Annotated in this window: 24 protein-coding genes and 1 tRNA gene; 14 read left to right on the plus strand and 11 right to left on the minus strand. The window is 71.8% G+C overall.

Going from position 1 to position 23,243, the window contains the following annotated elements; translation table 11 throughout:
* Positions 1-33: 33 nt before the first annotated feature.
* Positions 34-1,986 carry a tetratricopeptide repeat protein gene (locus tag OG562_RS28595; protein ID WP_266402797.1) on the plus strand — a complete coding sequence of 651 codons (1,953 nt, stop codon included), beginning with the start codon at positions 34-36 and terminating at the stop codon, positions 1,984-1,986.
* Positions 1,987-2,142: 156 nt separating this feature from the next.
* A tRNA-Met gene (locus tag OG562_RS28600) sits at positions 2,143-2,216 on the plus strand.
* A 49-nt stretch (positions 2,217-2,265) separates the two neighbouring features.
* Here the strand turns inward: OG562_RS28600 and OG562_RS28605 are convergent.
* From OG562_RS28605 to hisN, 6 genes are all read right to left on the minus strand, one after another.
* Positions 2,266-3,417: an ABC transporter substrate-binding protein gene (locus OG562_RS28605; RefSeq protein WP_266402799.1), complete on the minus strand. Its 1,152-nt coding sequence runs from the start codon at positions 3,415-3,417 to the stop codon at positions 2,266-2,268.
* An 86-nt stretch (positions 3,418-3,503) separates the two neighbouring features.
* Positions 3,504-4,367: an ABC transporter permease gene (locus tag OG562_RS28610; RefSeq protein WP_266402801.1), complete on the minus strand. Its 864-nt coding sequence runs from the start codon at positions 4,365-4,367 to the stop codon at positions 3,504-3,506.
* Positions 4,364-5,131, minus strand: coding sequence for an ABC transporter ATP-binding protein (locus OG562_RS28615; RefSeq protein ID WP_266402803.1), 768 nt, complete (start codon positions 5,129-5,131; stop codon positions 4,364-4,366). Before OG562_RS28615 ends, OG562_RS28610 begins: the two co-directional genes overlap by 4 nt.
* A 103-nt stretch (positions 5,132-5,234) precedes the next feature.
* Positions 5,235-5,651 carry a Fur family transcriptional regulator gene (locus OG562_RS28620; protein ID WP_266402805.1) on the minus strand — a complete coding sequence of 139 codons (417 nt, stop codon included), beginning with the start codon at positions 5,649-5,651 and terminating at the stop codon, positions 5,235-5,237.
* 302 nt (positions 5,652-5,953) lie between these two features.
* On the minus strand, positions 5,954-6,346 hold the full coding sequence (locus OG562_RS28625) for a cyclic nucleotide-binding/CBS domain-containing protein (RefSeq protein ID WP_266402807.1): 393 nt from the start codon (positions 6,344-6,346) through the stop codon (positions 5,954-5,956).
* A gap of 182 nt (positions 6,347-6,528) precedes the next feature.
* Positions 6,529-7,329, minus strand: a complete 801-nt coding sequence (gene hisN / locus OG562_RS28630) for a histidinol-phosphatase (protein WP_266402809.1) — start codon at positions 7,327-7,329, stop codon at positions 6,529-6,531.
* A gap of 51 nt (positions 7,330-7,380) precedes the next feature.
* Here hisN and OG562_RS28635 point away from each other — a divergent pair, with 51 nt between their 5' ends.
* A complete protein-coding gene (locus tag OG562_RS28635) occupies positions 7,381-7,578 on the plus strand; it encodes a hypothetical protein (protein WP_266402812.1) in 198 nt (65 codons plus the stop codon).
* Between the two features lie 56 nt (positions 7,579-7,634).
* On the plus strand, positions 7,635-8,246 hold the full coding sequence (locus OG562_RS28640) for a TetR/AcrR family transcriptional regulator (RefSeq protein ID WP_266402814.1): 612 nt from the start codon (positions 7,635-7,637) through the stop codon (positions 8,244-8,246).
* Positions 8,247-8,287: 41 nt separating this feature from the next.
* On the opposite strand, the gene OG562_RS28645 is transcribed toward OG562_RS28640, so the two are convergent.
* The 4 genes from OG562_RS28645 to OG562_RS28660 form a co-directional block, all read right to left on the minus strand.
* Positions 8,288-8,611, minus strand: a complete 324-nt coding sequence (locus OG562_RS28645; RefSeq protein WP_266402816.1) for a multidrug efflux SMR transporter — start codon at positions 8,609-8,611, stop codon at positions 8,288-8,290.
* Between the two features lie 76 nt (positions 8,612-8,687).
* Positions 8,688-9,698 carry a ribosome small subunit-dependent GTPase A gene (gene rsgA / locus OG562_RS28650; RefSeq protein WP_266402818.1) on the minus strand — a complete coding sequence of 337 codons (1,011 nt, stop codon included), beginning with the start codon at positions 9,696-9,698 and terminating at the stop codon, positions 8,688-8,690.
* Positions 9,699-9,709: 11 nt separating this feature from the next.
* The gene (aroA, locus tag OG562_RS28655; RefSeq protein WP_266402820.1) at positions 9,710-11,059 is read right to left on the minus strand and encodes a 3-phosphoshikimate 1-carboxyvinyltransferase; all 1,350 of its coding nucleotides are present in this window, start codon (positions 11,057-11,059) and stop codon (positions 9,710-9,712) included.
* A gap of 115 nt (positions 11,060-11,174) precedes the next feature.
* Positions 11,175-11,897, minus strand: a complete 723-nt coding sequence (locus OG562_RS28660) for a M50 family metallopeptidase (RefSeq protein ID WP_266402822.1) — start codon at positions 11,895-11,897, stop codon at positions 11,175-11,177.
* A gap of 50 nt (positions 11,898-11,947) precedes the next feature.
* Between OG562_RS28660 and OG562_RS28665 the strand changes: the two genes are divergently transcribed.
* The 10 genes from OG562_RS28665 (at position 11,948) to OG562_RS28710 (ending at position 22,090) form a co-directional block, all read left to right on the plus strand.
* Positions 11,948-12,763 (plus strand): SOS response-associated peptidase, encoded by an 816-nt coding sequence (locus tag OG562_RS28665; protein WP_266402824.1) that lies wholly within the window; start codon positions 11,948-11,950, stop codon positions 12,761-12,763.
* A complete protein-coding gene (locus tag OG562_RS28670) occupies positions 12,763-13,455 on the plus strand; it encodes an alpha/beta family hydrolase (RefSeq protein ID WP_266402826.1) in 693 nt (230 codons plus the stop codon). Before OG562_RS28665 ends, OG562_RS28670 begins: the two co-directional genes overlap by 1 nt.
* A gap of 310 nt (positions 13,456-13,765) precedes the next feature.
* Positions 13,766-14,455 (plus strand): RNA polymerase sigma factor SigR, encoded by a 690-nt coding sequence (sigR, locus tag OG562_RS28675; RefSeq protein WP_266409589.1) that lies wholly within the window; start codon positions 13,766-13,768, stop codon positions 14,453-14,455.
* Positions 14,452-14,754, plus strand: a complete 303-nt coding sequence (gene rsrA, locus OG562_RS28680) for a mycothiol system anti-sigma-R factor (RefSeq protein ID WP_266402829.1) — start codon at positions 14,452-14,454, stop codon at positions 14,752-14,754. The genes sigR and rsrA overlap by 4 nt, the downstream gene beginning before the upstream one ends.
* Before the next feature lie 124 nt (positions 14,755-14,878).
* Positions 14,879-16,198 (plus strand): HD-GYP domain-containing protein, encoded by a 1,320-nt coding sequence (locus OG562_RS28685; protein ID WP_266402830.1) that lies wholly within the window; start codon positions 14,879-14,881, stop codon positions 16,196-16,198.
* 31 nt (positions 16,199-16,229) lie between these two features.
* Positions 16,230-17,486, plus strand: a complete 1,257-nt coding sequence (locus tag OG562_RS28690) for an HD-GYP domain-containing protein (RefSeq protein ID WP_266402832.1) — start codon at positions 16,230-16,232, stop codon at positions 17,484-17,486.
* Between the two features lie 105 nt (positions 17,487-17,591).
* A complete protein-coding gene (locus OG562_RS28695; RefSeq protein WP_266402834.1) occupies positions 17,592-18,572 on the plus strand; it encodes a hypothetical protein in 981 nt (326 codons plus the stop codon).
* 125 nt (positions 18,573-18,697) lie between these two features.
* Entirely contained in the window at positions 18,698-19,348 is a 651-nt protein-coding gene (gene def, locus OG562_RS28700) for a peptide deformylase (protein ID WP_266402837.1), read from the plus strand.
* A 322-nt stretch (positions 19,349-19,670) separates the two neighbouring features.
* Positions 19,671-20,723: an epi-isozizaene synthase gene (cyc1, locus tag OG562_RS28705; RefSeq protein WP_266402839.1), complete on the plus strand. Its 1,053-nt coding sequence runs from the start codon at positions 19,671-19,673 to the stop codon at positions 20,721-20,723.
* On the plus strand, positions 20,720-22,090 hold the full coding sequence (locus tag OG562_RS28710; protein ID WP_266402841.1) for a cytochrome P450: 1,371 nt from the start codon (positions 20,720-20,722) through the stop codon (positions 22,088-22,090). The genes cyc1 and OG562_RS28710 overlap by 4 nt, the downstream gene beginning before the upstream one ends.
* A 28-nt stretch (positions 22,091-22,118) precedes the next feature.
* Here OG562_RS28710 and OG562_RS28715 read toward each other — a convergent pair whose 3' ends face one another.
* A complete protein-coding gene (locus OG562_RS28715) occupies positions 22,119-23,084 on the minus strand; it encodes a GlxA family transcriptional regulator (protein ID WP_266402842.1) in 966 nt (321 codons plus the stop codon).
* Between the last annotated feature and the right edge of the window lie 159 nt (positions 23,085-23,243).

The following is a 23,243-nucleotide window of genomic DNA, read 5'->3' on the forward strand; positions in this document are numbered from 1 at the left end:
ACCAGGTGTATCCGGGTTGCAGGTGGTGCGACGATGGACGTTATGGGGGACAAGGCAACTCTGTTCGAGACAGGGCGGTTTGTGCAGCCTTCCGGTGAGGAAGCGACCCCGGACGAGAGCCGGGACGAGACGGCGGAGGCCGTCGAGGCGGGGGAGGCCGTCGAGGAGATGCGCCTGCGGCTCGCGGCGGAAGCCGGCGACGTCGAGGCGGTCAGCGTCCTCGGGGCCATGCTCCTGCGCCGCGGCGACCTCGGCGGAGCCGAGCCCCATCTGCGTGCGGCCACCGCGGCCGGCGACCGGGCCGCCGCGAACAACCTGGGCGTCCTCCTGCACCAGCGCGGCTACCCCGACGAGGCCGCCGGCTGGTGGCGGGTCGCCGCCGTGGCCGGCTCCGCCGCGGCCGCGCACGCGCTCGGCCGCTACCACCGCGAGCGCGGCGACGAGCCCGCCGCCGAGTACTGGCTGCGCCAGTCCGCCGAGCAGGGGCACGCCCTGGGCGCGTACGCCCTCGCCGACCTGCTGGAACACCGCGGGGACGACAGGTCGGGCGAGCAGTGGATGCGGGCCGCCGCCGAACGGGGGCACCGCGAGGCGGCGTACCGACTGGCGCGGGCCCTCGACCGCAAGGGAAACAAGGGGACCGACGGGACCGGGGAGACCAAGGGGAACAGCGAGTACCAGGAGAGCAGGGACGGCAGGGGCGGCAGGGAGAACAGGGACGGCAGGGACGGCAAGGTCTCGGGCGTAGGTGAGAGCGGGGCTGACAACGGTGTCTCGCCGCAGGCGGAGGCCGAGCAGTGGTACCGGCAGTCCGCCGCGCGCGGGCACCGCAGGGCCGCCCTGCACCTGGGGACGATCCTGGAGCGGCGCGGGGAGCTCAAGGAGGCCGGGCGCTGGTATCTGACCTCCGCCAAGGACGGCGAGGCGCGGGCCGCCTGCGCGCTCGGCTTCCTGCTGCGCGACGCCGGCGACACCGAGAACGCCGCCATCTGGTGGCTGCGGGCCGCCCAGGACGGCGACGGCAACGCGGCGAACGCGCTGGGCGCGCTGCACGCCGAGCGGGGCCAGACGCAGACCGCCGAGCGGTGGTACCGGGCCGCCATGGACGCCGGCGACGACAACGGCGCATACAACCTCGCCCTGCTCTGCGTCGAGCAGGGCCGCACCGCGCAGGCCGAGCAGTGGTACCGGCGCGCGGCCTACGCCGGGCACCGGGAGGCGGCCAACGCCCTCGCCATCCTGCTGCTCCGGGGCGGGGACACGGCCGGTGCGGAGCCCTGGTTCTCCAAGGCCGCGGAGGCGGGCAGCGTCGACGCCGCGTTCAACCTCGGGATCCTGTTCGCGGGGCGGGGCGAGGAGACGGTCGCGCTGCGCTGGTACGAGCGGGCGGCCGCGGCCGGGCACACCGAGGCGGCGCTGCAGGTCGGCATCGCGCGGCTGCGTGACGGGGACGAGCGGGAGGCCGAGCGGCATCTGCGGTGCGCCGCGGGCGGCGGGAGCGCGGAGGCCGCGTACCGGCTGGCGGCCGTGCTCGACGCCCGCCGGCCGCCGCAGCCCGCGCATGAGCTCGGGGAGATCGTGCACGAGAAGACCGAGTGCGAGGAGTGGTACGAGCGGGCCGCCACACAGGGGCACCGGCGGGCGCAGGTGCGCGTCGGAATGCTGGCCGCCGCGCGGGGCGATGTGGTCGAGGCCGCTCGGTGGTACCGGACGGCCGCGGAGGCCGGGTCGCGCAACGGAGCCTTCAACCTGGGGCTGCTGCTCGCACGCGAGGGGAGCGAGCCCGAGGCCGCCGTGTGGTGGACGCGGGCCGCTGACGCGGGGCATGGGCGGGCGGCGTTGCGGCTGGCCCTGGTCTACGCGCGTCGTGGCGAGCTTGCGGAAGGACAGCGCTGGGCGGACCGGGCGGTGTCGATGGGGCCGGCGGAAGTCGCTGAGCGGGCGGCTCGGCTCCGGGACGCGCTGCGCGAAGAGCTGTCCGCGTGACGCTGCGCTGGGCAGCCGGCGAGTTCCGTACGGCGTTGCAGGCGGGTGCCCCGGCCCACCAGGGGGCCGTCGACCTGCGAAAAACAGGTGCAGGCAGGCTTCCGCCTTATGGATTTGCCTTCCTCCGCCGTCTTCACGTAACGTTGCATTCAACGACGCGGGGTGGAGCAGCTCGGTAGCTCGCTGGGCTCATAACCCAGAGGTCGCAGGTTCAAATCCTGTCCCCGCTACTGAAGGCCGAGGGCCGGAATCCGAAAGGGTTCCGGCCTTCGGCCGTTGTCAGCTGTGGCCCACCGCCTCCTCGTACAGACGGCGGTCGACCGTTCTCGACTCGGGGAGTGCGGGGCCCGAGGTGACGCCCTGGGCCGCGTAGGCGGACTGGAGGCGGGTCGTGGTGCCGGCGCGGATCTCCCAGTCCATGCGAAGGGCGGGGGTGGAGCGAAGGATCGCGCGGTCGATTTTCAGCAGCTTCGCCAGATAGGTGACGAAGGTCTCGTCCTGTTTGTAGTTCGAGGCGAAGTACGTGTCGATCGTGCGGATGTAGGCCCTGAGCAGGGCCACCCCCGCGTCCACGTCGTCGGTCAGCAGGTTCGGGCCGTACAGCAGGCCGCCGAGGGGCTCGCCCTGAGGCTGGCCGCCGAGGAAGGCGTAGCCGGGCTTGCCGTCGACCGTGCGCCAGACCGGGTCGAGGAGCCAGGCCGAGTCCACTCCGCCGTTGCGCAGCGCGGTCAGCACGTCCGCCGAGCCGAGCTGCTGGTACTGGATCTTCTTCAGGCTCCCGCCGTGGTCATCCAGGGCCTTCTGCAGGGGGTAGGCGATGACCGAGCCCTTGCCGATCATCGTGCCCAGCCGTTTGCCGGACATCGGGACGTCGGTCGCGCTCTCGCCGTCCTTCAGCCTCACCCACAGGCCGCTCTTCGACGTCGGGGCGGGGGAGAAGTTGCCCGCCACCCAGCGGATGTCGAAGCCGCCTCGGACGCCGTTCATCACCGCCGCCTCCGGCGCCGCCCACAGCGCGTCGACGTCCCCCTTGGCCAGCAACGGCAGGGCGTCGGGGGTCGGGAGCACCTTGAGCTCGACGTCCAGGCCCTCCCGCGCGAACTCGCCCTTGTCGAGCGCGACCTCCAGCGGCGCGACGTACTCCGCGCTCAGCGTGCCCGTCGCGATGGTCAGCTTGCGCCGCTGGGACAGGGGGCTGGGAGAGGGCGCGCCGGGCAGGCAGCGGGCGGGGGCGCGGGTGGGGGAGAGGTTCGCCGGGTCCGTCCAGGAGGCGGTGCCGCAGCCTTCCACGGGCCGGATCGTCCGCGTGCCCGCCGTCGTCCTCGAGGCCGCGTCGCCCGCGTACGGCGATGAGCACGCCGTCAGCAGCAACGCGCCCACCGTGCCCACCGCGGCGAGCGCGACGCCGTAGCCGTGGTGTCGCCCTCGCATTCGCCTCCGTCCTCCTTCTCGCCCTCGCCCTCGCCCTCGCCCTCGCCCTCGCCCGAGTCCTCGTTCTCGTTCTCGCGTTCGTGCGGTCATGACTGCCCCCGTCCTCGGTCCCTCGGTGCCCAGGGGGTGAGCAGGCGGCCCAGGAGTCGTACGACCTCGGAGAAGACGACTCCCAGCGCGGCCACGCAGACGATCCCGACGAACATCACGTCGTTCTGGAACAGCGCGCGGGAGTCGAAGATCAGGTGGCCCAGGCCGTCGGTCGCGGCGATCTGCTCCGAGGCGACGATGACCAGAACCGCCACACCCGCCGCGATCCGCGCGCCCACCAGGACGGCGGGCAGCGAGGCCGGGAGGAGGACATGGCGGAACATCTGCCAGGGGGAGGCCCCGAAGACCCGGCCCGCGTCGCGGTGGCCGGACGGGACGGCCGTCACCGCCGACATCGTGGAGATCCAGACGAAGAAGAAGACCGTCGCCGCCACCAGGGCCACCTGTGGGCCCTCGCCCAGGCCGAACATGTTGAGGAAGATCGGGAGCAGGGCCAGTTTCGGCACGACGTACAGGGCGTCCAGCAGCGGTTCCAGGGCAGCCCGGACCAGTGCGAGGGACCCCATCAGCAGGCCGAGCGCATAGCCCGTCGCCGTACCGATCGCGTAGCCGGCCAGGACGCGTTTCAGGGTGGCCCACACGTCCGGCCACAGCTCGCCGGCCGCGGCCCGGTCCCAGCCGTCGGCGAGGATCGTGGAGGGGGCCGGATAGACCCGGTCGTCGATCCAGCCCTGGGCGGCCGCCAGCTGCCACAGCAGGACCAGCAGCAGCGGGACGGCCACCGCCAGAGACAGTTCCAGGGCTCTGCGGCGGCGGTGGGTACGGACGGGGCGCCGTTCCTCCGGGCCCGGGCGGCGGACCAGGACCGACTCGGCCGGGTTCTTCAGCAGGGTGCTCATGCCGGTGCCGCCTCCTTGCGCAGCAGGTCCCACAGCTCGCCCTTCAGGGCCGTGAACTCCGGCGTGGCCCGGATCTCACCGGTGCGCGGGCGCGGGAACGGCGGGCGGTGCTCGGCGACGATCCGGCCGGGCCTGGCGGACATCGTCAGGACGCGGTCGCCGAGGACGATCGCCTCCTCCAGGCTGTGGGTGATGAACAGGGTGGTGGTGCGGGTCGTCTGGGTGAGGTCGAGGAGCTCGTCCTGGAGGATCGTGCGCAGTTGGGCGTCGAGGGCGGCGAACGGCTCGTCCATGAGCAGGATCTCGGGCTCGACGGCCAGAGCGCGGGCGATGGCCACGCGCTGGCGCATGCCGCCGGACAGCGTCGCCGGGTACGCGTCCGCGAAGTCGGTCAGCCCCATGCGGGCCAGCCAGTCGTCGGCGCGGGCGTTCGCCTCGCGGCGCGGGACGCGCTGGACGTCCAGGCCGAAGCGGACGTTCGCGCGGACCGTCTTCCAGTCGTAGATGCCGTAGTCCTGGAAGATCATGGCCGCGGGGCGGGGGCTCGCGGTGCGGATCCGAAGTGTTCCGGTGCTCGGCCGCAGCAGGCCCGCCGCGATGCGCAGCAGCGTGGACTTGCCGCAGCCCGAGGGGCCGAGCACGCAGACGAACTCGCCGGGGGCGACGGAGATGTCGAGGGGGCCGAGGGCGTCGACCGCGCGCGGGCCCCGGCCGAAGGTTCGGGTCAGATCGTGTGCGCTGAGTTTCGGATACGGCTCTGCCACGAGAACGAAGATATGACGGGCCGTCAGATTCGGGAAGGTCACGCGCAGCGCCGAGCCCCGACACCCAGGGCGCCGGGGCTCAGGAGGAAAGCGAAGAAAGCCGCTACGCCGCCGCGCAGTTCGGGCAGACCCCGCGGTACGTCACCTCGACGTCCGAGACCGTGAAGCCGAAGCGCTCGGAGGAGGGGAGGTCGGCCAGCGGGTTCCCGGTCGGGTGGACGTCGCGGATCGCGCCGCACCGGGCGCAGACCAGGTGGTGGTGCGGACGGTGCGCGTTGGGGTCGTACCGCTTGGCGCGCTTGTCGGTGGCGACCTCGAGCACCTCGCCGAGGGAGACCAGCTCGCCCAGCGTGTTGTAGACGGTCGCCCGGGAGATCTCGGGCAGCTTGGCGACGGCCCGGGAGTGCACCTCGTCGGCCGTCAGGTGGACGTGTTCGCCGTCGAGCACCTCGGCCACGACGCGCCGCTGCGCGGTCATCCGCCATCCGCGTCCGCGCAGCCGCTCCAGAAGGTCACTCATGACGACCAGCCTAACAGCAGGGGGACCAGGTCCCGAATGGGTGTGACTTTAGAGGCCAGCTTGACTTAGACATTGTCCATTGTAGGATTCTGGAGCGGTTTTGGCCAGAAGGCGGGCCGACGGAGACTACGGCAAGTGGCTGGACGTCGCGGGTCAGGGCCCTGTGCGACGGACGGCACTGGACCGCTTGTCGTGAGCGGACGGGCCGGACTTCCCTGGGAGGGAGTCCGGCCTGTCTGTGTGTGCGGGGTCGTGTGCGGGGTCGGTCGCTGGGTCTGTGGGTGCCGCGTCGGTCGGCGTGCTCAGACGGAGACCTGCTGGCGGGCCGGCGCCCAGCAGCGGATGATGTCGCGGACCGAGACGATGCCGGCCGGCTCGCCGCGGTCGAGGACGATCAGATGGCGGAAGCCGCCGTGCGCCATGGCGCGGGCCGCCTCCTCCAGAGTCCAGGTCGGGGCGGCGAACACCACGTTGTTGGTGGTGTGGGCGTGGGTGCGCTCGATGTCCGGGTCCTGACCCAGGCCCACCGAGTTGAGGATGTCCCGCTCGGTGAGGATGCCGGTGCCGCCGGCGTCCGGGTCGAGGACGAGAGCCGCGCCGACCCGGCGGGCGGACATCAGGGCGGCGGCCTGACGGAGGGTGTGTGCCGGGCCGATGGTGAGGACCACCGTGCTCATGGCGTCGCGGACGAGCATGGGCTGAGCACCTCCTGCGAATCCCCCGATGGTTGACGCCCGGCGCCGAAGACGCCTAGGGGGCACTGCACAAGTTCACAAGTGGGGGTGCTGTCAGCGTGGCAGGTAAAGCGGGGGTCAACAAGAGGGCGCGCGCGGCCAATTGAGGGCGCGCGCGCTCATCTGTGGCGGTCGGCGTCCGGTCAGTAGCGCTGGTTGAGGTACCCCAGCAGCTCGTCGTGGAGCAGCCCGTTCGACGCGGCCGCGTTGCCGCTGTGCGGGCCCGGGCGGCCGTCGAGGCCCGTGAACGTGCCGCCCGCCTCGGTCACGATGATCGCCGTGGCCGCCATGTCCCAGAGCGAGAGCTCCGGTTCGGCGCACAGGTCGACCGCCCCCTCGGCGACCATCATGTACGGCCAGAAGTCCCCGTACGCGCGCGTGCGCCAGACCTCGCGGGTCAGGTCCAGGAAGCCGCTGAGCCGGCTCTGCTCCTCCCAGCCGCTGAGCGAGGAGTACGCGAAGGAGGCGTCCGAGAGCTGCGAGACCCGGGAGACGTGCAGCCGGGTGGCCGCGGAGAGACTACGTCCGCTGAACGCGCCGTGGCCCTTCGCGGCCCACCAGCGACGGCCCAGCGCGGGCGCGGAGACGACGCCGACGACGGGCTGGAAGCCTCCCTCGCCCGCCTCCATCAGCGCGATCAGGGTGGCCCAGACGGGGACGCCCCGTACGTAGTTCTTGGTGCCGTCGATCGGGTCGATCACCCAGCGGCGGGGGCCCGTGCCCTGGATGCCGTACTCCTCGCCGAGGACGGCGTCGCGAGGGCGGGCGCGCTGGAGCTGGCCGCGGATGAGTTCCTCGGCGGACTTGTCGGCCTCGCTCACCGGAGTCATGTCCGGTTTGGTCTCGACCTTGAGGTCGAGGGCCTTGAAGCGGTCCATGGTCGCGGCGTCGGCGGCGTCCGCGAGGACGTGCGCGAGGCGGAGGTCGTCGAGGTAGTCCGGCATGGGACGAACCGTATCCGGCGGGGGTGCGGAGCGGCCACAGGGGGCCGCGGAGTGGACGGCGTCCTGCACGGCGGCCTGCGCGGCGGGGACGGCGGAGACCGCGATGTGGGCGGTGGGGACGGCGGTGGGGACAACGATGTGGACAGGGAGGTGGAAGGCGAGATGGAAGGCGAGATGGACGGCAAGGCGGACGGCGAGGCGGACGGCGAGGCGGACGGCGAGGAGGCTCGTGCGCCCGCGAACCCTTGACAGTGCCCGCATGCGCGTCAAACCTGGGCACCAAGCCGGTCCCCAGGGAGGCGACGATGCCTGCAGCGCGGGAATCCCTACTGGACGCCGCCTACAAGGCGCTTGCCGTGCGGCCGTGGTCCGCGGTGCGGATGGTGGACGTCGCGGCGGCGGCCGGGGTGTCCCGGCAGACGCTGTACAACGAGTTCGGCAGCAAGGAAGGGCTGGCCAGGGCGCTGGTCAGGCGCGAGGCCGACGGATACCTCGCCGGTGCCGAGCGGGCCCTCGGCGGGCACGGCGACCTCCGGGAGCGACTCACCGCCGCCGCCGAGTGGACCACGTCCGCCGCCCGTGAGAACACGCTGGTACGGGCCATGCTCACCGGCTGCTGGAGCGAGCGCCTGCCGTCGCCGACGCTCTCCGCGGTGCCGTCCTCCTCCGCCGTTCCGGCGCAGCGGCGGGCCGACGGTCCGCTGCCCTCGCCCGGCGACCTCGTGGGCGCCGTTCGCGACCGGGCCGTGGCGATGCTCTCAGGTCCCGGCGCCGCCCGGGCGGACGTCGCCGAACTGGCCAGGACCTGCGAGCTGGCCGTCCGCCTCGCCCTGTCCTGCGTGGCGGCGCCGCCGCCGGGCGCGGACGGGGTCGCGGACCTGATGCGCGGCGCGTTGCAGCGACACGGACCGGCCTAGGGCGAGCGACGCGGACCGGCCCCCAGGCCGAGTCGCGGCGGCTAGTGCGCCGAGCCCGACAGCTGCAGGCCGATCACCCCTATGATCACCAGGCTGATCGAGACGATCTTCAGGACCGACACCAGGTCGCCCAGGAAGACCATGCCGTAGATCGCGGTGCCCGCCGCCCCGATGCCCGTCCACACCGCGTAGGCCGGGCCGACGTCGAGCTTCTTGAGGGAGAGGGTCAGCAGACCGAAGCTCCCCAGGGCGAACGCGCAGAACGCGATCGTGGGCCAGAGCCTGGTGAAGCCGTGCGACAGCTTCAGGCATACGGCGAACCCGGTCTCCAGCAACCCGGCCACGACGACCAGCAGCCACGCCATGTGCTGTCCCTCCGTATGTCCGGCTCGGTGCGATTATGCACTTACCGGACTCGGCACCCCACAAACAACGCGGAGGTCAGTCGCCTTCCCTGCGCTCGCGCGTGGACAGCAGCCGGCGCAGGGAGTAGAGCCGTGCCGGGTCGGCGTGGCCCTCGGCGACCCACGCGTCCAGCGCGCAGTCCGGCTCGTCGTGACTGCACGCGCGCGGACAGTCGGCCGTGCCCGGCTCCAGGTCGGGGAAGGCGAGGATCACCCGGGACGGGTCGACGTGGTGGAGGCCGAAGGACCGTACGCCCGGGGTGTCGATCACCCAGTCGTTCGTGCCCGCCAGGGGAAGGGCCAGGGCCGAGGTCGTGGTGTGGCGGCCGCGGCCGGTCACCGCGTTCACATGGCCGGTCACCCGTCTGCGCTCCTCCGGGACCAGCGCGTTGACCAGGGTCGTCTTGCCGACGCCCGAGTGGCCGACGAACGCCGTGATCCGCCCGGTCAGATGCTCGCGCACCCGGTCCGCCGCGTCGCCGTTCTCCAGCTCGTCGCGGCTGGTGACGACGTACGGGATGTCGAGGTGGCCGTACAGCTCCAGCAGCTTGTCCGGTGAGGCCAGGTCCGACTTCGTCATGACGATGAGGGGGGTGAGGCCGCCGTCGAACGCCGCCACCAGGCAGCGGTCGATCAGCCGCGGGCGGGGCTCGGGGTCGGCGAGGGCGGTGACCACGGCGAGCTGGTCGGCGTTGGCGACCACGACGCGCTCGTAGGGGTCGTCGTCGTCCGCGGTGCGGCGCAGCACCGAGGTGCGCTCCTCGATGCGGACGATGCGGGCGAGGGTGTCCTTCTTGCCGGACAGGTCGCCGACGATCGCGACCCGGTCGCCCACGATCGCGGCCTTGCGGCCCAGTTCGCGGGCCTTCATCGCCATCACGATCCGGTCGTCGACCAGACAGGTCAGCCGGCCCCGGTCGACGGTGAGGACCATGCCCTCGACGGAGTCCTCGTGCTTGGGCCGGATGTGCGTACGCGGTCGGTTGCCCTTGCGGTTCGGGCGGCTGCGGATGTCGTCCTCGTCGGTGTGCTTGCCGTAGCGGCGCATGGCGGAAGTCCCTATACCCCGGACGCCCCGAGCATCCCGGTCCACAGGTCGGGGAAGTCCGGCAGGGTCTTCGCCGTCGTCGCCACGTTCTCGATCTGCACGCCCTCCACCGCCAGCCCGATGATCGCGCCGGCCGTGGCCATGCGGTGGTCGTCGTAGGTGTGGAAGATCCCGCCGTGCAGTCGGCACGGGCGGATGTGCAGGCCGTCGGCGGACTCGGTGACATCGCCGCCGAGCTCGTTGATCTCCTTGGTGAGCGCGGCCAGGCGGTCCGTCTCGTGTAGCCGCAGATGGGCCACGCCCCGCAGGGTCGACGGGGAGTCCGCGAGGGCGGCGACCGCCGCGATGCCCGGGGTCAGCTCGCCGACGTCGCTCAGATCGACGTCGATGCCGTGGATCGCGCCCGAGCCGGTGAGGACCAGGCCGTAGTCGGTCAGCTCGCAGGAGCCGCCCATCTCGGTGAAGATCTCGCGCAGCCGGTCACCCGGCTGGGTGGTGCGGGTCGGCCAGTCCGGGATCAGCACCCGGCCGCCGGTCACCAGCGCCGCCGCCAGGAACGGCTGCGCGTTCGAGAGGTCCGGCTCGATCGTCAGGTCCCGGCCGAGCAGCGCGCCCGGCGTGACCCGCCAGACGTTCGGCTCGCCGCCCGACTCCGGGGTGTCCACCTGGGCGCCGACCGCGCGCAGCATGTCCACCGTCATCCGGATGTGCGGCATGGACGGCAGGAAGGAGCCGGTGTGCCGGACCTCCACGCCCTGGTTGAAGCGCGGACCGGACAGCAGCAGGGCGCTCACGAACTGCGACGAGGACGAGGCGTCGATCTCGACCGGCCCGCCGTCCAGCGCGCCCCCGCCGTGCACCGTCAGGGGCAGCGCGCCCCGGCCGTCGTCGTCGATCCGCGCCCCGAGCACGCGCAGCGCGTCGATGACCCCGGTCAGGGGACGCTCGTACGACCTCGGGTCGCCGTCGAAGCGGATGGGGCCGTCGGCGAGCGCGGCGACCGGCGGCAGGAAGCGCATCACCGTGCCGGCGTTGCCGACGTCGACCGTGGCCGGACCGCGCAGGCCCGCCGGGAGGATCCGCCAGGCCTCGCCCGCCCCGTCGGAGCCGCCCGCACCGGAGGAGCTGGACGACACCGTCTCCTCGATGCCGACGCCCATCGCGCGCAGCGCGCCCGCCATCAGCAGCGTGTCGCGGGAGCGCAGCGGGCGGCGCAGCCAGCCGGGCTCGGAGGCGAGGGCGGCGAGGACCAGGGCGCGGTTGGTGACGGACTTGGACCCCGGCACGTGGACCGTCGCGTCGACGGCCTCGCTCGCGTGCGGGGCGGGCCATAGGGCGGTGAGTGCGGGGTTCACGGGCATGCGCCCACTTTAGTCTCCGGCCGAGGTTCGGGTGCGGCGCCGTCGGGGCCGGTCGCGCCCCCCGGCGCAGCCCGCGCCCGGCACCGCCCGCGCCCCTCGAAGAGGCAGGTCGGCTTCACAGCCCCAGCAGCCAGCGCCCCCCGCCCATCAGTGCGCACAGGCTCACCGCATGGAACAGGAACAGCCACAGCCCCGCCGGTACGTGCGTCAGTCGGGACAGCTGGTCGGCGTCGGAGTCTCCCGCGCCGCCGCGGGAGCGCTTCGCCTGGAGTTCGAAGGCCGGGCGGACTCCGCCGAGCAGCAGGAACCACACCACCGCGTACGCGAACGCGGCCTGCACCTGGGGTCCGGCCAGCCAGGACACCAGCAGGAAGGCGCCGCCCGTGAGGATCACCGTCAGCGCCCCGTAGGCGTTGCGGATCATCACCAGCATCGCCACCAGCAGCGCCGTCGCCAGCCACAGCAGCAGGGTGATGCGGCCGACGCCGAGCAGGGAGGCGCCGCCCAGGCCGAGCAGCGGGGGAGCGGTGTAGCCGGCGGCTGCTGTCAGGATCATGCCGAGGCCGTGCGGCTTGCCGCGGCTGACGGTCAGACCGCTGGTGTCGGAGTGCAGGCGTATCCCGGTGAGCCGGCGGCCGGTCAACAGCGCGACCAGGCCGTGCCCGCCCTCGTGGGCGATGGTGATGGCGTTGCGCGAGACGCGCCACAGCGGGTGCGGGACGACCATGACGAGGGCCGCGACCAGGGTCGCGATCACCACCCAGGTGTCCGGGTCGGGCTGGGTGCCGACGAGCCGGTCCCACAGGTCGGGCAGCGCGGTGGCGGCGGTGCTGTCCATGTTCGGCGGTGGCTCCCTCTACTCCAACGGAGTCTGGCAGTGTGGCACGTATGTGCGGACGGTATGCAGCGAGTCGCAGGCCCGAGGATCTCGCAGGAGTCTTTGAAGTCGACAAGTGGGAGCCCGAGGAGACCTTGGCGCCCGATTTCAACGTGGCGCCGACCAAGGAGGTCTACGCCGTCCTCGACCGTCCGTTGAAAGACGCCCAGGATCCGCGCCCGGTTCGACAGCTGCGCAAGCTGAAGTGGGGGCTCGTGCCCTCCTGGGCCAAGTCGCCCGAGGGCGGCGCCCGGATGATCAACGCGCGCGCCGAGACCGTGCACGAGAAGCCGTCGTTCCGCCGTGCCTTCGCCGCCCGGCGCTGCATCCTGCCCGCGGACGGGTACTACGAGTGGGTCACCGCCACGGACGAGCGGGAGCTGGAGGTCGAGGGGAAGAAGAAGCGGGCCCGCAAGCAGCCCTACTTCGTGCTCCCGGCCGACGGCGCGGTGTTCGCGATGGCCGGGCTGTACGAGTTCTGGCGGGACCGGACCCTGCCCGACGACCATCCGCTGTCCTGGTGGGTGACGTGCTCGGTGATCACGACCGAGGCGGAGACGAGCCCGCTCGCCGTGGCCCCGGCCGACGGCCCGCGCGCGCTCGCCGACATCCACCCCCGGATGCCGCTGATGCTCACCCCGGACCGCTGGGACGCCTGGCTGGACCCGGCGCGGACGGACCCCGAGGACCTCCGCTCCCTCCTCGACCCCCCGCCGGCCGGCCTGATGCGCGCGTACCCGGTGTCCACGGCCGTCAGCAACGTCCGCAACAACGGCCCGGAGCTGCTGAAGGAGCTGGAGGGGCCCGAGGAGGGCACACTTTTCTGATGACCAGCGAGTCCATCGAGTCCGGCGAGTCCATCGAGTCCGGCGAGTCCACGGGGACCGGCGAGTCCGGCGAGATCATCCCCACCGACGCCGGCGACGCCCGCATCACCTGGCGCCGGGCGAAGAAGCCGCGGCTCGTCCTCGCCGTCAGCCACGGCGCGGGCGGCGGCATCGAGGCACGTGACCTCCAGGCCCTCGCCGCGGTCCTCCCCGCGCACGGCGTGACCGTCGCCCTGGTCGAGCAGCCCTGGCGGGTGGCCGGCAAGAAGATGGCGCCCGCGCCGAAGACCCTCGACGTCGGCTGGCGCGGGATCTGGCCCACCGTCGCCGGGCCCGGGCTGCCGGTGATCTCCGGCGGCCGGTCGGCGGGGGCCCGCGTGGCCTGTCGTACGGCGGCGGAGCTGGGCGCGCGTGCCGTCCTCGCCCTCGGCTTCCCGCTGCACCCGCCCGGCAAGCCCGAGAGGTCCCGCGCGGACGAACTGCTCGGGGCCGGGGTGCCCACGCTCGTCGTCCAGGGCGGCAACGATCCGTTCGGGAAGCCCGAGGAGTTCCCCGAGGGCGACTTCGAGCTGGCCGAGGTGCCGTACGGCGATCACGGGTTCGCCGTGCCCAAGCGGGCGGAGATCACCGAGGAGCAGGCGCTGGAGATCATCACCGGCCGGGTCGTGGAGTGGACCCGGTCACTCGGGTAGTCGGACAACGCTCCCTCGGGCAGCCGGACGCGTGGGTCGGGTCACTCGGGTAAAGAGCGGGAATGCCGAGCCCCTTACCGCTGTTGTGGCGGACAGAAGTGCTGAACATCCCGGCACAGACGTCGTGGGAGAGGAAGTCCGCCGCATGGGTTCGACCATCTGCCCGAGCCGCAGCAGCCGTACCGAGCTGGACTGGACGGTGCTGCACGCGGCGAAGGCCACTCCTTTTGGAGCGGCGGCAGGCACCGGTCGTCGTCTATCCTCCGATTCGAGTGGGGCCGGCTTCGGTCTTACCCGCGATCTTGAGGAGGTGGGTCCGGTCACCGGTACCGACGCAGGGACCGACAACGGCCAGGCGGAGCTGCCCGAGGGCCAGGGCGCGGAGACGGGCCCGGAGTCCACCACGGAGCGCACCGCGCGCTTCGAACGGGACGCGCTCGAGTTCCTCGACCAGATGTACTCGGCGGCGCTGCGCATGACGCGCAACCCGGCGGACGCCGAGGACCTGGTGCAGGAGACGTACGCCAAGGCGTACGCGTCCTTCCACCAGTTCCGTGAGGGCACCAATCTCAAGGCCTGGCTGTACCGGATCCTGACCAACACGTTCATCAACTCGTACCGCAAGAAGCAGCGTGAACCCCAGCGCTCCGCGGCCGAGGAGATCGAGGACTGGCAGCTGGCGCGCGCCGAGTCGCACATGTCCACCGGTCTGCGCTCAGCCGAGTCGCAGGCGCTGGACCATCTGCCCGACTCGGACGTGAAGGAAGCTCTTCAGGCCATTCCCGAGGAGTTCCGGATCGCCGTGTATCTCGCGGACGTAGAAGGCTTTGCGTACAAGGAGATCGCGGACATCATGGGGACACCCATCGGTACGGTGATGTCCCGGCTGCACCGGGGCCGCCGTCAACTGCGCGGCATGCTCGAGGACTACGCCCGTGAGCGTGGGCTGGTCCCGGCCGGCGCCGGAGAGTCGAACGAAGCGAAAGGCTCGGGCTCATGAGCTGCGGAGATCCGCATGAGACGGACTGCAGTGAGGTACTCGATCATCTGTACGAGTTCCTCGACAGCGAGATGCCGCCTGTCGACCGCGACAAGTTCCAGCACCACTTCGAGGAATGCTCGCCGTGCCTCGAGAAGTACGGCCTCGAGGAGGCCGTGAAGAAGCTGGTCAAGCGGTGCTGCGGCCATGACGACGTGCCGACCGATCTGCGGGCCAAGGTCCTGGGCCGACTCGACCTGATCCGCACCGGTCAGGCCGTGCCCGACCATGACGTGGCGGCCACCCCGCAGGAATCCTGAACCCGGCTTCCTCGGACCGTGCGCGTCACTCGAATGTGCTAATCCGCGGGTGATACGCCCGCACAGCCACCCCTCGCCACCCTAGGCTCCGGAGCCTGGACGGGCACGGCTTGGGGGAGGCGCCATGGAGGGAGTGCCGGCGCGGGCGCGCGGATACGTCGCCTCTGTCGCCCTCGGCGCCCTGGCCTGCGTGTCCCCGCTCGCGGACCCGCACGCGCACGTGCGGGCCCCCTGGTGGGCCGTCGGACTGCTCGCCGCCCTGTACGCAGGGGGCGAGCAGATCGCCCGGCGCCGGTTCGCCGGCACCTTCTCCCCCGTGCTCCTCGCCGGGGCCTTCCTGCTGCCGCCGCCCGCGGCCGCGCTCGTCCCGTTGCCGGGGGCCCTGTTCTCGTACGTCGAGCAGGGCCCCTTCGCGCTGCGCCGCGGCTGGCGGGCCGCCCGGTCCTCCCTCGCGGTGTGGGCCGCCTCGACGGTGCACTGGGCGCTCGGCGGGCGGGACGCCGTGGTCGACTCCGACGTGCCGTACGCGCTGCTGCCGGCGGGCGCGGCCGTGCTGGTGTTCTGCGCCGCGCTCGCCCTCCTGGACGGCGGGATGCTCGGCCTCGCCGAGGGGCTGCCGCCGTGGCGGGTCTGCCGGGGCCTGTTCCTGCGCTCCCTCGCGCCCCTCGCCGTGCACGGGCTGGCCGGGCTGATGATGGCCGTGCTCTGGCGCAGCCCGTACGGGCCGGTCGCCGCGCTGCTCGTGCTGTTCCCGATGGGCGTGTCCTGGTGGGTGTTCGCGCAGTACCACCGGGAGCGCGCCGCCCACCAGGCGACGATCCGCGCGCTGGTGCAGGCCGTCGACCTCAAGGACGGGTACACGCGCGGGCACAGCGAACGGGTCGGACAGGCCTCGATGCTGATCGCGCGCGAGCTGGGCATGGACGACGCCCGCGTCGAGCTGCTGCGCTTCGCAGGCATCCTGCACGACGTCGGCAAGCTCGGCGTGCCCACCCGGCTGCTGCGCAAGGACGGGCCGCTGACCCCCGAGGAGCGGCGCGTGATCGAGCTGCACCCGGAGTACGGGCACGAGATCACCCGTGGCATCTCCTTCCTCGGCGAGGCCCGCTCGGCGATCCTCCACCACCACGAGCGCATCGACGGCAGCGGCTACCCGTACGGGCTGGCGGGCGGTCAGATCCCGGAGCCGGCCCGGGTGGTCGCCGTCGCGGACGCCTTCGACGCGATGACGTCCACCCGGTCCTACAGCAGGGCCCGGCCGGTGGACGCGGCCCTGGCGGAGCTGCGGCGGTGCGCGGGGGCCCAGTTCGACCCCCGGATGGTCACGGCCCTGGCGCGGGTCGTGGAACGGGACGGCTGGCATCCCGTGGTCACCGCCGACGACCCCCCGGCCGCCGTCCCGCCCCAGCCCGCCGGCCCGGACCGCCCGGGAGTACGCCGATGAGCCCCGCCCCCGGCCACTCGGGAGAACGCCGATGACCTCCCGTCGCCCCTGCCGCTCTCTCCTCGTGCTGCACTCCACGGCCGCTCTCCTCGCCGCCGGATCCCTCCTCGTCACCTTCCGTCACGGCGTCGAGGAGCGGCCCGTCGCCCTGGCCTTCGGGGTCCTCGTCGCCGTCGGCGAGCTGACCCTTCCCCGCTCCCGGTTCCGGCCCGGGCCCCGGGAGGCCGCGCCGCTCGGGGCCGCCGGGTCGTTGTCGTACGCGCTGCTCGGCGAGCACGCCGGGCATCCCACGCATCACGGGGTCGCCCAGGTCGTGGCGGTCGTCGTGGCCGCCTCGCTGCTGGGCTGTGTGCCGCAGCTCGCCCGGGGGCAGGGGCCCGTCCTGGACCATCTGGCCCGGCGCGTCCTGGCCGTCGGGTTCGCCGCGGTCTGCTTCCAGCCCCTCTACAACCATGGGATGTTCGACCGCTGGCGGGGCCCCGGGTACGCGCTGCTGCTGCTCGCGCTGCTGGTCCTGACCGTGCTGTGCGACGCCGTGGTCGCCGCCGCGCTGGCCCGCTCCCGCACCGGCTGGCCCTTCGCCCCGCTGCTCCGCGACGAACTGCGGTCGGTGCCCGGCATCGGGTCGGCGGTGTGCGCGACGGGCGCGGTGATGGCGCTGGCGGTGGCCGTGGTCGGACTCTGGGCGCTGCCCGTGTTCTGTGTGCCGCTGCTGCTCACCCAGCTGTCCCTGCGCCGCTACGCGGCCGTCCGCGCCACCTACCGGCAGACCATCGCCTCCCTCGCCCGTGCCACCGAGATCGCCGGATACACCCCGGCCGGGCACGCCCGCCGGGTCGCCGCCCTCAGCCAGGCCGTGGGCCGGGACCTGCGCCTGACCGAGCCCGAGCTGACCGTCCTGGAGTACGCGGCCCTCATGCACGACATCGGCCAGCTCAGCCTCGTCGACCCGGTCCCGGCCGGAGCCACCGCGGGTCTGCCGGCGGCCGAGCAGCGGCGGATCGCCCTGCTCGGCGGGGCCGTCGTCCGCCAGACCGGGGCGGACGCCCAGGTCGCCGCGGTCGTCGAGCGCCAGGCCGACCCCTACCCGGAGCAACCCCTCGCCGCCCGCATAATCAGGGCCGTGAACGCGTACGAGGAGAAGGTGCGCGACGCCGGTCCGGGCGGGCCCCTCACCGCACTGGAGGAACTGCGGCTGGGGACCGGCGGGGAGTACGCGCCCGAGGTGGTCGAGGCCCTGGCCAGGGTGCTGTCACGTGGTTGTCTGACTCTGCCCGGGAGTGGGTAACCGATGGGTAATGAGCGGCCTTCCAGCCACACGTGGTTGGATGCGAGGGAGAGAGAGTCCGGGGGCACTGGCCAGCCCACACCACGGAACTGGCAGGCGGGAATCGTGAGGATCTTCGGCAAGGGACGGCACCGGCCCTCCGCCTCCTGGCGGCAGGCCACGGATCGCGCGTTCACGCTGATCGGCGACGGACGGTACGAGGACGCGGGCGCGCTGTTGACACGTGCCGCCGACCTGGAGCCCTGGCTGTCCGAGTCCTGGTTCAACCTCGCCCTGCTGCACAAGTTCCGGCACGACTGGGAGCAGGCCCGCTCGGCCGGCCTCAGGGCCGTCGCCCTGCTCGACCGGGAGACCGGGGCCCCCGACTGGTGGAACGTCGGCATCGCGGCCACCGCCCTGCAGGACTGGCCGCTGGCCCGCCGCGCCTGGCAGGCGTACGGGCTGCGGGTGCCCGGCGGTGCGACCGCCTCCGGCGAGCCCGTCGGCATGGACCTGGGCAGCGCGGCCGTACGGCTGTCGCCGGAGGGGGAGGCCGAGGTGGTGTGGGGGCGGCGGCTGGACCCCGCGCGGATAGAGGTGCTGTCCATTCCGCTGCCGTCCTCCGGGCGGCGCTGGGGCGAGGTCGTGCTGCACGACGGGGTTCCGCACGGTGAGCGGACCACCTCCACCGGGCACTCCTATCCCGTCTTCGACGAGATCGAGCTGTGGGCGCCCTCGCCGGTGCCCACCTGGGTGGTCCTCCTGGAGGCCGCGGGCGAGGCCGACCGGGACGCGTTGGAGCAGCTGGCCGCGGACGCGGGGTTCGCGGCGGAGGACTGGTCGTCGTCGGTGCGGCTGCTGTGCCGGATGTGCTCGGAGTCGCGGATGCCGTCCGACGAGGGCGACGGTGAGCATCTCGATCCGCACGATCACAGTGAGCCAGGGCATCCGGGGCCGCTCGGGCACCGGACGGACGGGCAGCTGTGGGTGCCGGAGCGGGAGTGCGGGGTGGCTGCGCCGGCTGGGCTGGTGAGGGGGCTGTTGGACGGGTGGGTTGCAGACAGCCCCGATTCCAGGGACTGGCGGGATTTGGAAGAGGTCTGCTGATTTCTTCGGCCGCGGCTTCGTCGTGGCTTGTCGCGCAGTTCCCCGCGCCCCTTTCGGAGGCGCGCTCCCCGTACCCTGTATCAGCAGCTTCAACCCCTGTTCGTATGAGGAAGGCATCGTCGGTCATGGCGCAGCAGGACACCGATCAGCAGCACGTGGGCGTGCTCCCCGTGGACGACGAGGGCTTCGTCATCGACACCGAGGGGACGGAAGAGCGCGAGCAGGCCTGGCGGGCGGCCGGGACCTCGCGGCCGATCACCGTCGTCGGGAACCCGGTGCTGCACAGGGAGTGCAGGGACGTCACCGAGTTCGGCGAGGAGCTCCAGCAGCTGGTCGCGGACATGTTCGCCGCGCAGCACGCCGCTGAGGGCGTCGGCCTGGCCGCCAACCAGATCGGCGTCGATCTGAAGGTCTTCGTCTACGACTGCCCCGACGACGAGGGCGCCCGGCACACCGGCGTCGTCTGCAACCCCAAGCTCGTCGAACTGCCCGCCGACAAGCGCCGGTTGGACGACAGCAACGAGGGCTGTCTGTCGGTGCCCACCGCGTACGCGCCGCTCGCCCGCCCCGACTACGCCGAGGTGACCGGGCAGGACGAGAAGGGCAACCCGATCAAGGTGCGCGGCACCGGATACTTCGCTCGGTGTTTGCAGCACGAGACCGATCACCTCTACGGGTACCTCTACATCGACCGTCTTTCCAAGCGCGAACGGAAGGACGCCCTGCGGCAGATGGCCGAGAACGAGCCCCGCTACCCCGTGGTCGCCAACGACTGACCGCCGTATCCCCGCATCCACCGACGACGCCCGGCCGGACCCTCCGGCCGGGCGTCGTTCGTATGTCCGTCGGACGTTCGATCGCTTACGCACATCTGCTGATCCATAACCAGTCATGCAGGGAGGGAATCTCGGCATGTTGGGGTAGTGAATGAAGCAAATCCGTTCCCAGAACGGTCAGTTGTAGGGCTGAATGGGAAGTGCGGGGATACGCAACGGCGCACGCCCGGCACGGCGGGAGGGGCGTGTGCCCACTGGAGGCTGAGAGGGGTTGTTCGTGCCAGCTTTCCCATACAGCACCACATGCAGCACCACAGTGACGGTGACCGCTCCCGCGGTCCCGCCCTCGCTCTCTCTCCCGGTCATCGAGACGGCGTTTCCCCGGCAACTGCATCCGTATTGGCCTCGGTTGCAGGACAGCACACGTTCCTGGCTGCTGGAAAAGCGGCTCATGCCGGCACACAAGGTCGCAGAATATGCCGACGGCTTGTGCTACACCGACTTGATGGCGGGCTACTACCTCGGCGCACCCGACGAGGTCCTACAGGCCATCGCCGACTACAGCGCATGGTTCTTCGTCTGGGACGACCGGCACGACCGCGACGTCGTGCACGGCCGGACCGGCGCATGGCGGCAGCTCAGGTTCCGCTTGCATGCGGCCCTGGACTCACCGACGGACCACCTGCGTCACAGGGATCCACTGGTAGCCGGGTTGGCGGACAGCGTGGGCCGGCTGTACTCCTTCCTTCCCGGCACCTGGAACACGCGGTTCGCCCGGCACTTCCACCGGGTGATCGAGGCGTACGACCGGGAATTCCGCAACCGTGTCGCAGGGCGGATACCGGGCGTCGAGGAATACCTCGCACTGCGTCGGCTCACCTTCGCGCACTGGATCTGGACCGATCTGCTGGAGCCGAGCGCGGGACGCGAACTCCCGAATTCGGTGCGGAAACATCCGGCCTATCGGCGGGCGGCCCTCCTGAGCCAGGAATTCGCCGCCCTGTACAACGACCTCTGCTCGCTTCCCAAGGAATTGGCGGGCGACGAGGTGCACAATCTCGGAATCAGCCTCATCGCCCATGAGGGATTGACTCTGGAAGAGGCGGTCGATGAACTCAGGCGGCGCGTCGAGGAATGCATAACCGAGTTCCTCGCCGTCGAAAAGGATGTCCTGAGGCTCGCCGACCGGCTGACCGACGGGACGGTCCACGGAAATGAGCTCGGCGTCGCCGTAAGGGCCTGCCTCGCGAATATGCGGAACTGGTTCAGTTCCGTCTACTGGTTCCACCACGAGTCCGGCCGTTACATGGTCGACAGCTGGGACGACCGGTCCACGCCCCCGTACGTCAACAACGAAGCGGCAGGTGAGAAATGACCGTCGAATCCGTGAAGCCCGCGACGCCCGAAACGCCCGAGCTGCGTGAGCCGCCGCTCGCCGGTGGCGGAGTTCCGCTGCTCGGCCACGGCTGGCGGCTGGCCCGCGACCCGCTGGCCTTCCTGTCCCGGCTGCGCGACCACGGCGACGTGGTCCGTCTCAGGCTCGGCCCCAAGACGGTGTACGCCGTCACCGCGCCGGAGCTCGTGGGGGCACTCGCCCTCAGCCCCGACTACATCATCGCCGGACCCCTGTGGGAGTCCCTGGAGAGCCTGCTCGGCAAGCAGGGCGTGGCCACGGCCAACGGCGCACTGCACCGACGCCAGCGGCGCACCATCCAGCCCGCCTTCCGGCTCGACGCCATCCCCGGCTACGGGGCGATCATGGAGGAGGAGGCGCACGCGCTCGTCGAGCGCTGGACCCGGGGCGAGGTCCTCGACGTCACCGCGGAGTCCTTCCGGGTGTCCGTGCGCATCTCCGCCCGCTGTCTGATGCGCGGCAGCTACATGGACGCCCGGTCCGAGCGCATCACCTCCGCGCTCGCCACCCTGTTCGCCGGTATGTACCAGCGCATGGTGGTCCCTCTCGGTCCGCTTTATCGGGTACCGATTCCGGCCAACCGTGAATTCAACCGGGCGCTGGCCGATCTGCACCGGCTCGTGGACGAGATCGTCGCCGACCGCAGGGCATCCGGTCAAAAACCGGACGATTTGCTGACAGCTTTGCTGGAGGCGAAGGACGACAATGGCGACCCGATCGGGGAACAGGAGATCCACGACCAGGTCATCGCGATACTCACCCCGGGCAGCGAAACAGCCGGCTCTGTGGTCATGTCGCTGCTCCACGTCCTCACCGAGCACCCGGATCAGGTGGACAAGATCCGCGAGGAGGTGAATAACGTCGTCGGCGACCGGCCGGTCGCATTCGACGACGTCCGAAAGCTGCGGCACACCGCCAATGTCGTGGTCGAGACCATGCGGCTGTATCCGGCCGTATGGATATTGACCCGGCGTGCGGTGGCCGACACCGAGCTCGGGGGTTACCGCATTCCCGCCGACGCCGACATCGTCTACAGCCCGTACGCGGTCCAGCGCGATCCGCGGTCGTACGAGCGGCACGAGGAGTTCGACCCCGACCGCTGGCTCCCGGACCGCTCCAAGGAGGTGCCCAAGTACGCCATGACCCCGTTCGGCGTCGGCAACCGGAAGTGCCCGAGCGACCACTTCTCGATGGCCGAGCTCACGCTGATCACCGCGGTGGTGGCGGCCGCGTTCCGCTTCGAGGAAGCGCCCGGCTCCGACCCCCGGACGCATATCGGCATCACGCTCCGGCCGCGCCGGCTGAAGCTGCGGGCGATACCCGGGTGAGACGCGGGCAAGGTGCTCAAGGAGGGGCTCAGGCGACGGCCTGCGGCCCCCGGAACGTGCGCCGGTAGGCGTTCGGCGTCGTGTCCAGGGCCCGTACGAACTGATGGCGCAGGGCGCTCGCCGTGCCGAAACCGGTACGCCAGGCGATCGCGTCCATCGTCTCGTCCGTCGCCTCCAGCAGGTGCTGCGCCATCAGCACCCGCTGGCGCAGCAGCCAGCGGTAAGGGGTGGTGCCGGTCTCCTGCTGGAAGCGGCGGGCGAAGGTGCGCGGGGACATGTGGGCGCGGGCGGCGAGCTGTTCGACGGTGACCTCCTGGTCGAGGTGCCGTTCCATCCACACCAGCACCTCGCCGACCGTGTCGCACGGCGACGGGGGCAGCGGCCGCTTGATGTACTGGGCCTGGCCACCGTCCCGGTGCGGCGGCACGACCATCCGCCGGGCGATCCCGTTGGCGACCTCGGGGCCCTGCTCCTTGCGGACGAGGTGCAGACAGGCGTCGATGCCGGCGGCCGTGCCGGCCGAGGTGATCACCGGGTCCTCGTCGACGTAGAGCACGTCCGGTTCGACGGTCGTACGCGGATACTGCCGGGCCAGCTGCTGGGCGTGCCGCCAGTGCACCGCGCAGCGCCGCCCGTCCAGCAGCCCCGCCGCGCCCAGCACGAACACCCCGGAACAGACGCTGAGCACCCGCGTCCCCCGGTCCACCGCCCGGCGCAGCGCGTCGAGCAGCTCGGGCGGGAACTCCCGCTGCCCGTACGTGTCCCCGGCCGGCACGGCGATCAGATCGGCGCTCTCCAGCCGCTCCAGCCCGTGCTCGGTGCTCACGCTGAAGCCCGCGTGCGTGGTCAGCGTCGGCCCCTCCGCCGAGGCGACCGCGAAGTCGTAGACCGGCAGCCCCTCGTCGCTGCGGTCGATCCCGAAGACCTCGCAGACGACCCCCAGCTCGAAGGGGTGCACACCGTCGAGCAGGATCACGGCCACGTTGTTCAGCATGACGCCAGTGTGCCCGAGGAGTGGCAGGAATTTGAAGGTGTACGGCAGTACTGCCACTGTCAGGAGTGTCGAGCAAGTACGAGGCTTACCTCATGAACCTCATGAACGCACTCACCGGATACGCGGCCTTCCTGGCCTTCTTCCTCCTCCTCACGGCTC

This window comes from Streptomyces sp. NBC_01275, from assembly GCF_026340655.1.
In the GTDB taxonomy this organism is placed as follows: Bacteria; Actinomycetota; Actinomycetes; order Streptomycetales; family Streptomycetaceae; genus Streptomyces.

Excerpts from the sequence above, each read along its gene's own strand:
- OG562_RS28595 (WP_266402797.1), top strand. The coding sequence starts at position 34 with ATGGACGTTATGGGGGACAAGGCAACTCTGTTCGAGACAGGGCGGTTT.
- OG562_RS28605 (WP_266402799.1), bottom strand. The coding sequence starts at position 3,417 with ATGCGAGGGCGACACCACGGCTACGGCGTCGCGCTCGCCGCGGTGGGC.
- OG562_RS28610 (WP_266402801.1), bottom strand. The coding sequence starts at position 4,367 with ATGAGCACCCTGCTGAAGAACCCGGCCGAGTCGGTCCTGGTCCGCCGC.
- OG562_RS28620 (WP_266402805.1), bottom strand. The coding sequence starts at position 5,651 with ATGAGTGACCTTCTGGAGCGGCTGCGCGGACGCGGATGGCGGATGACC.
- OG562_RS28625 (WP_266402807.1), bottom strand. The coding sequence starts at position 6,346 with ATGCTCGTCCGCGACGCCATGAGCACGGTGGTCCTCACCATCGGCCCG.
- hisN (WP_266402809.1), bottom strand. The coding sequence starts at position 7,329 with ATGCCGGACTACCTCGACGACCTCCGCCTCGCGCACGTCCTCGCGGAC.
- OG562_RS28640 (WP_266402814.1), top strand. The coding sequence starts at position 7,635 with ATGCCTGCAGCGCGGGAATCCCTACTGGACGCCGCCTACAAGGCGCTT.
- OG562_RS28645 (WP_266402816.1), bottom strand. The coding sequence starts at position 8,611 with ATGGCGTGGCTGCTGGTCGTCGTGGCCGGGTTGCTGGAGACCGGGTTC.
- rsgA (WP_266402818.1), bottom strand. The coding sequence starts at position 9,698 with ATGCGCCGCTACGGCAAGCACACCGACGAGGACGACATCCGCAGCCGC.
- aroA (WP_266402820.1), bottom strand. The coding sequence starts at position 11,059 with ATGCCCGTGAACCCCGCACTCACCGCCCTATGGCCCGCCCCGCACGCG.
- OG562_RS28660 (WP_266402822.1), bottom strand. The coding sequence starts at position 11,897 with ATGGACAGCACCGCCGCCACCGCGCTGCCCGACCTGTGGGACCGGCTC.
- OG562_RS28665 (WP_266402824.1), top strand. The coding sequence starts at position 11,948 with ATGTGCGGACGGTATGCAGCGAGTCGCAGGCCCGAGGATCTCGCAGGA.
- OG562_RS28670 (WP_266402826.1), top strand. The coding sequence starts at position 12,763 with ATGACCAGCGAGTCCATCGAGTCCGGCGAGTCCATCGAGTCCGGCGAG.
- rsrA (WP_266402829.1), top strand. The coding sequence starts at position 14,452 with ATGAGCTGCGGAGATCCGCATGAGACGGACTGCAGTGAGGTACTCGAT.
- OG562_RS28685 (WP_266402830.1), top strand. The coding sequence starts at position 14,879 with ATGGAGGGAGTGCCGGCGCGGGCGCGCGGATACGTCGCCTCTGTCGCC.
- OG562_RS28690 (WP_266402832.1), top strand. The coding sequence starts at position 16,230 with ATGACCTCCCGTCGCCCCTGCCGCTCTCTCCTCGTGCTGCACTCCACG.
- def (WP_266402837.1), top strand. The coding sequence starts at position 18,698 with ATGGCGCAGCAGGACACCGATCAGCAGCACGTGGGCGTGCTCCCCGTG.
- OG562_RS28710 (WP_266402841.1), top strand. The coding sequence starts at position 20,720 with ATGACCGTCGAATCCGTGAAGCCCGCGACGCCCGAAACGCCCGAGCTG.
- OG562_RS28715 (WP_266402842.1), bottom strand. The coding sequence starts at position 23,084 with ATGCTGAACAACGTGGCCGTGATCCTGCTCGACGGTGTGCACCCCTTC.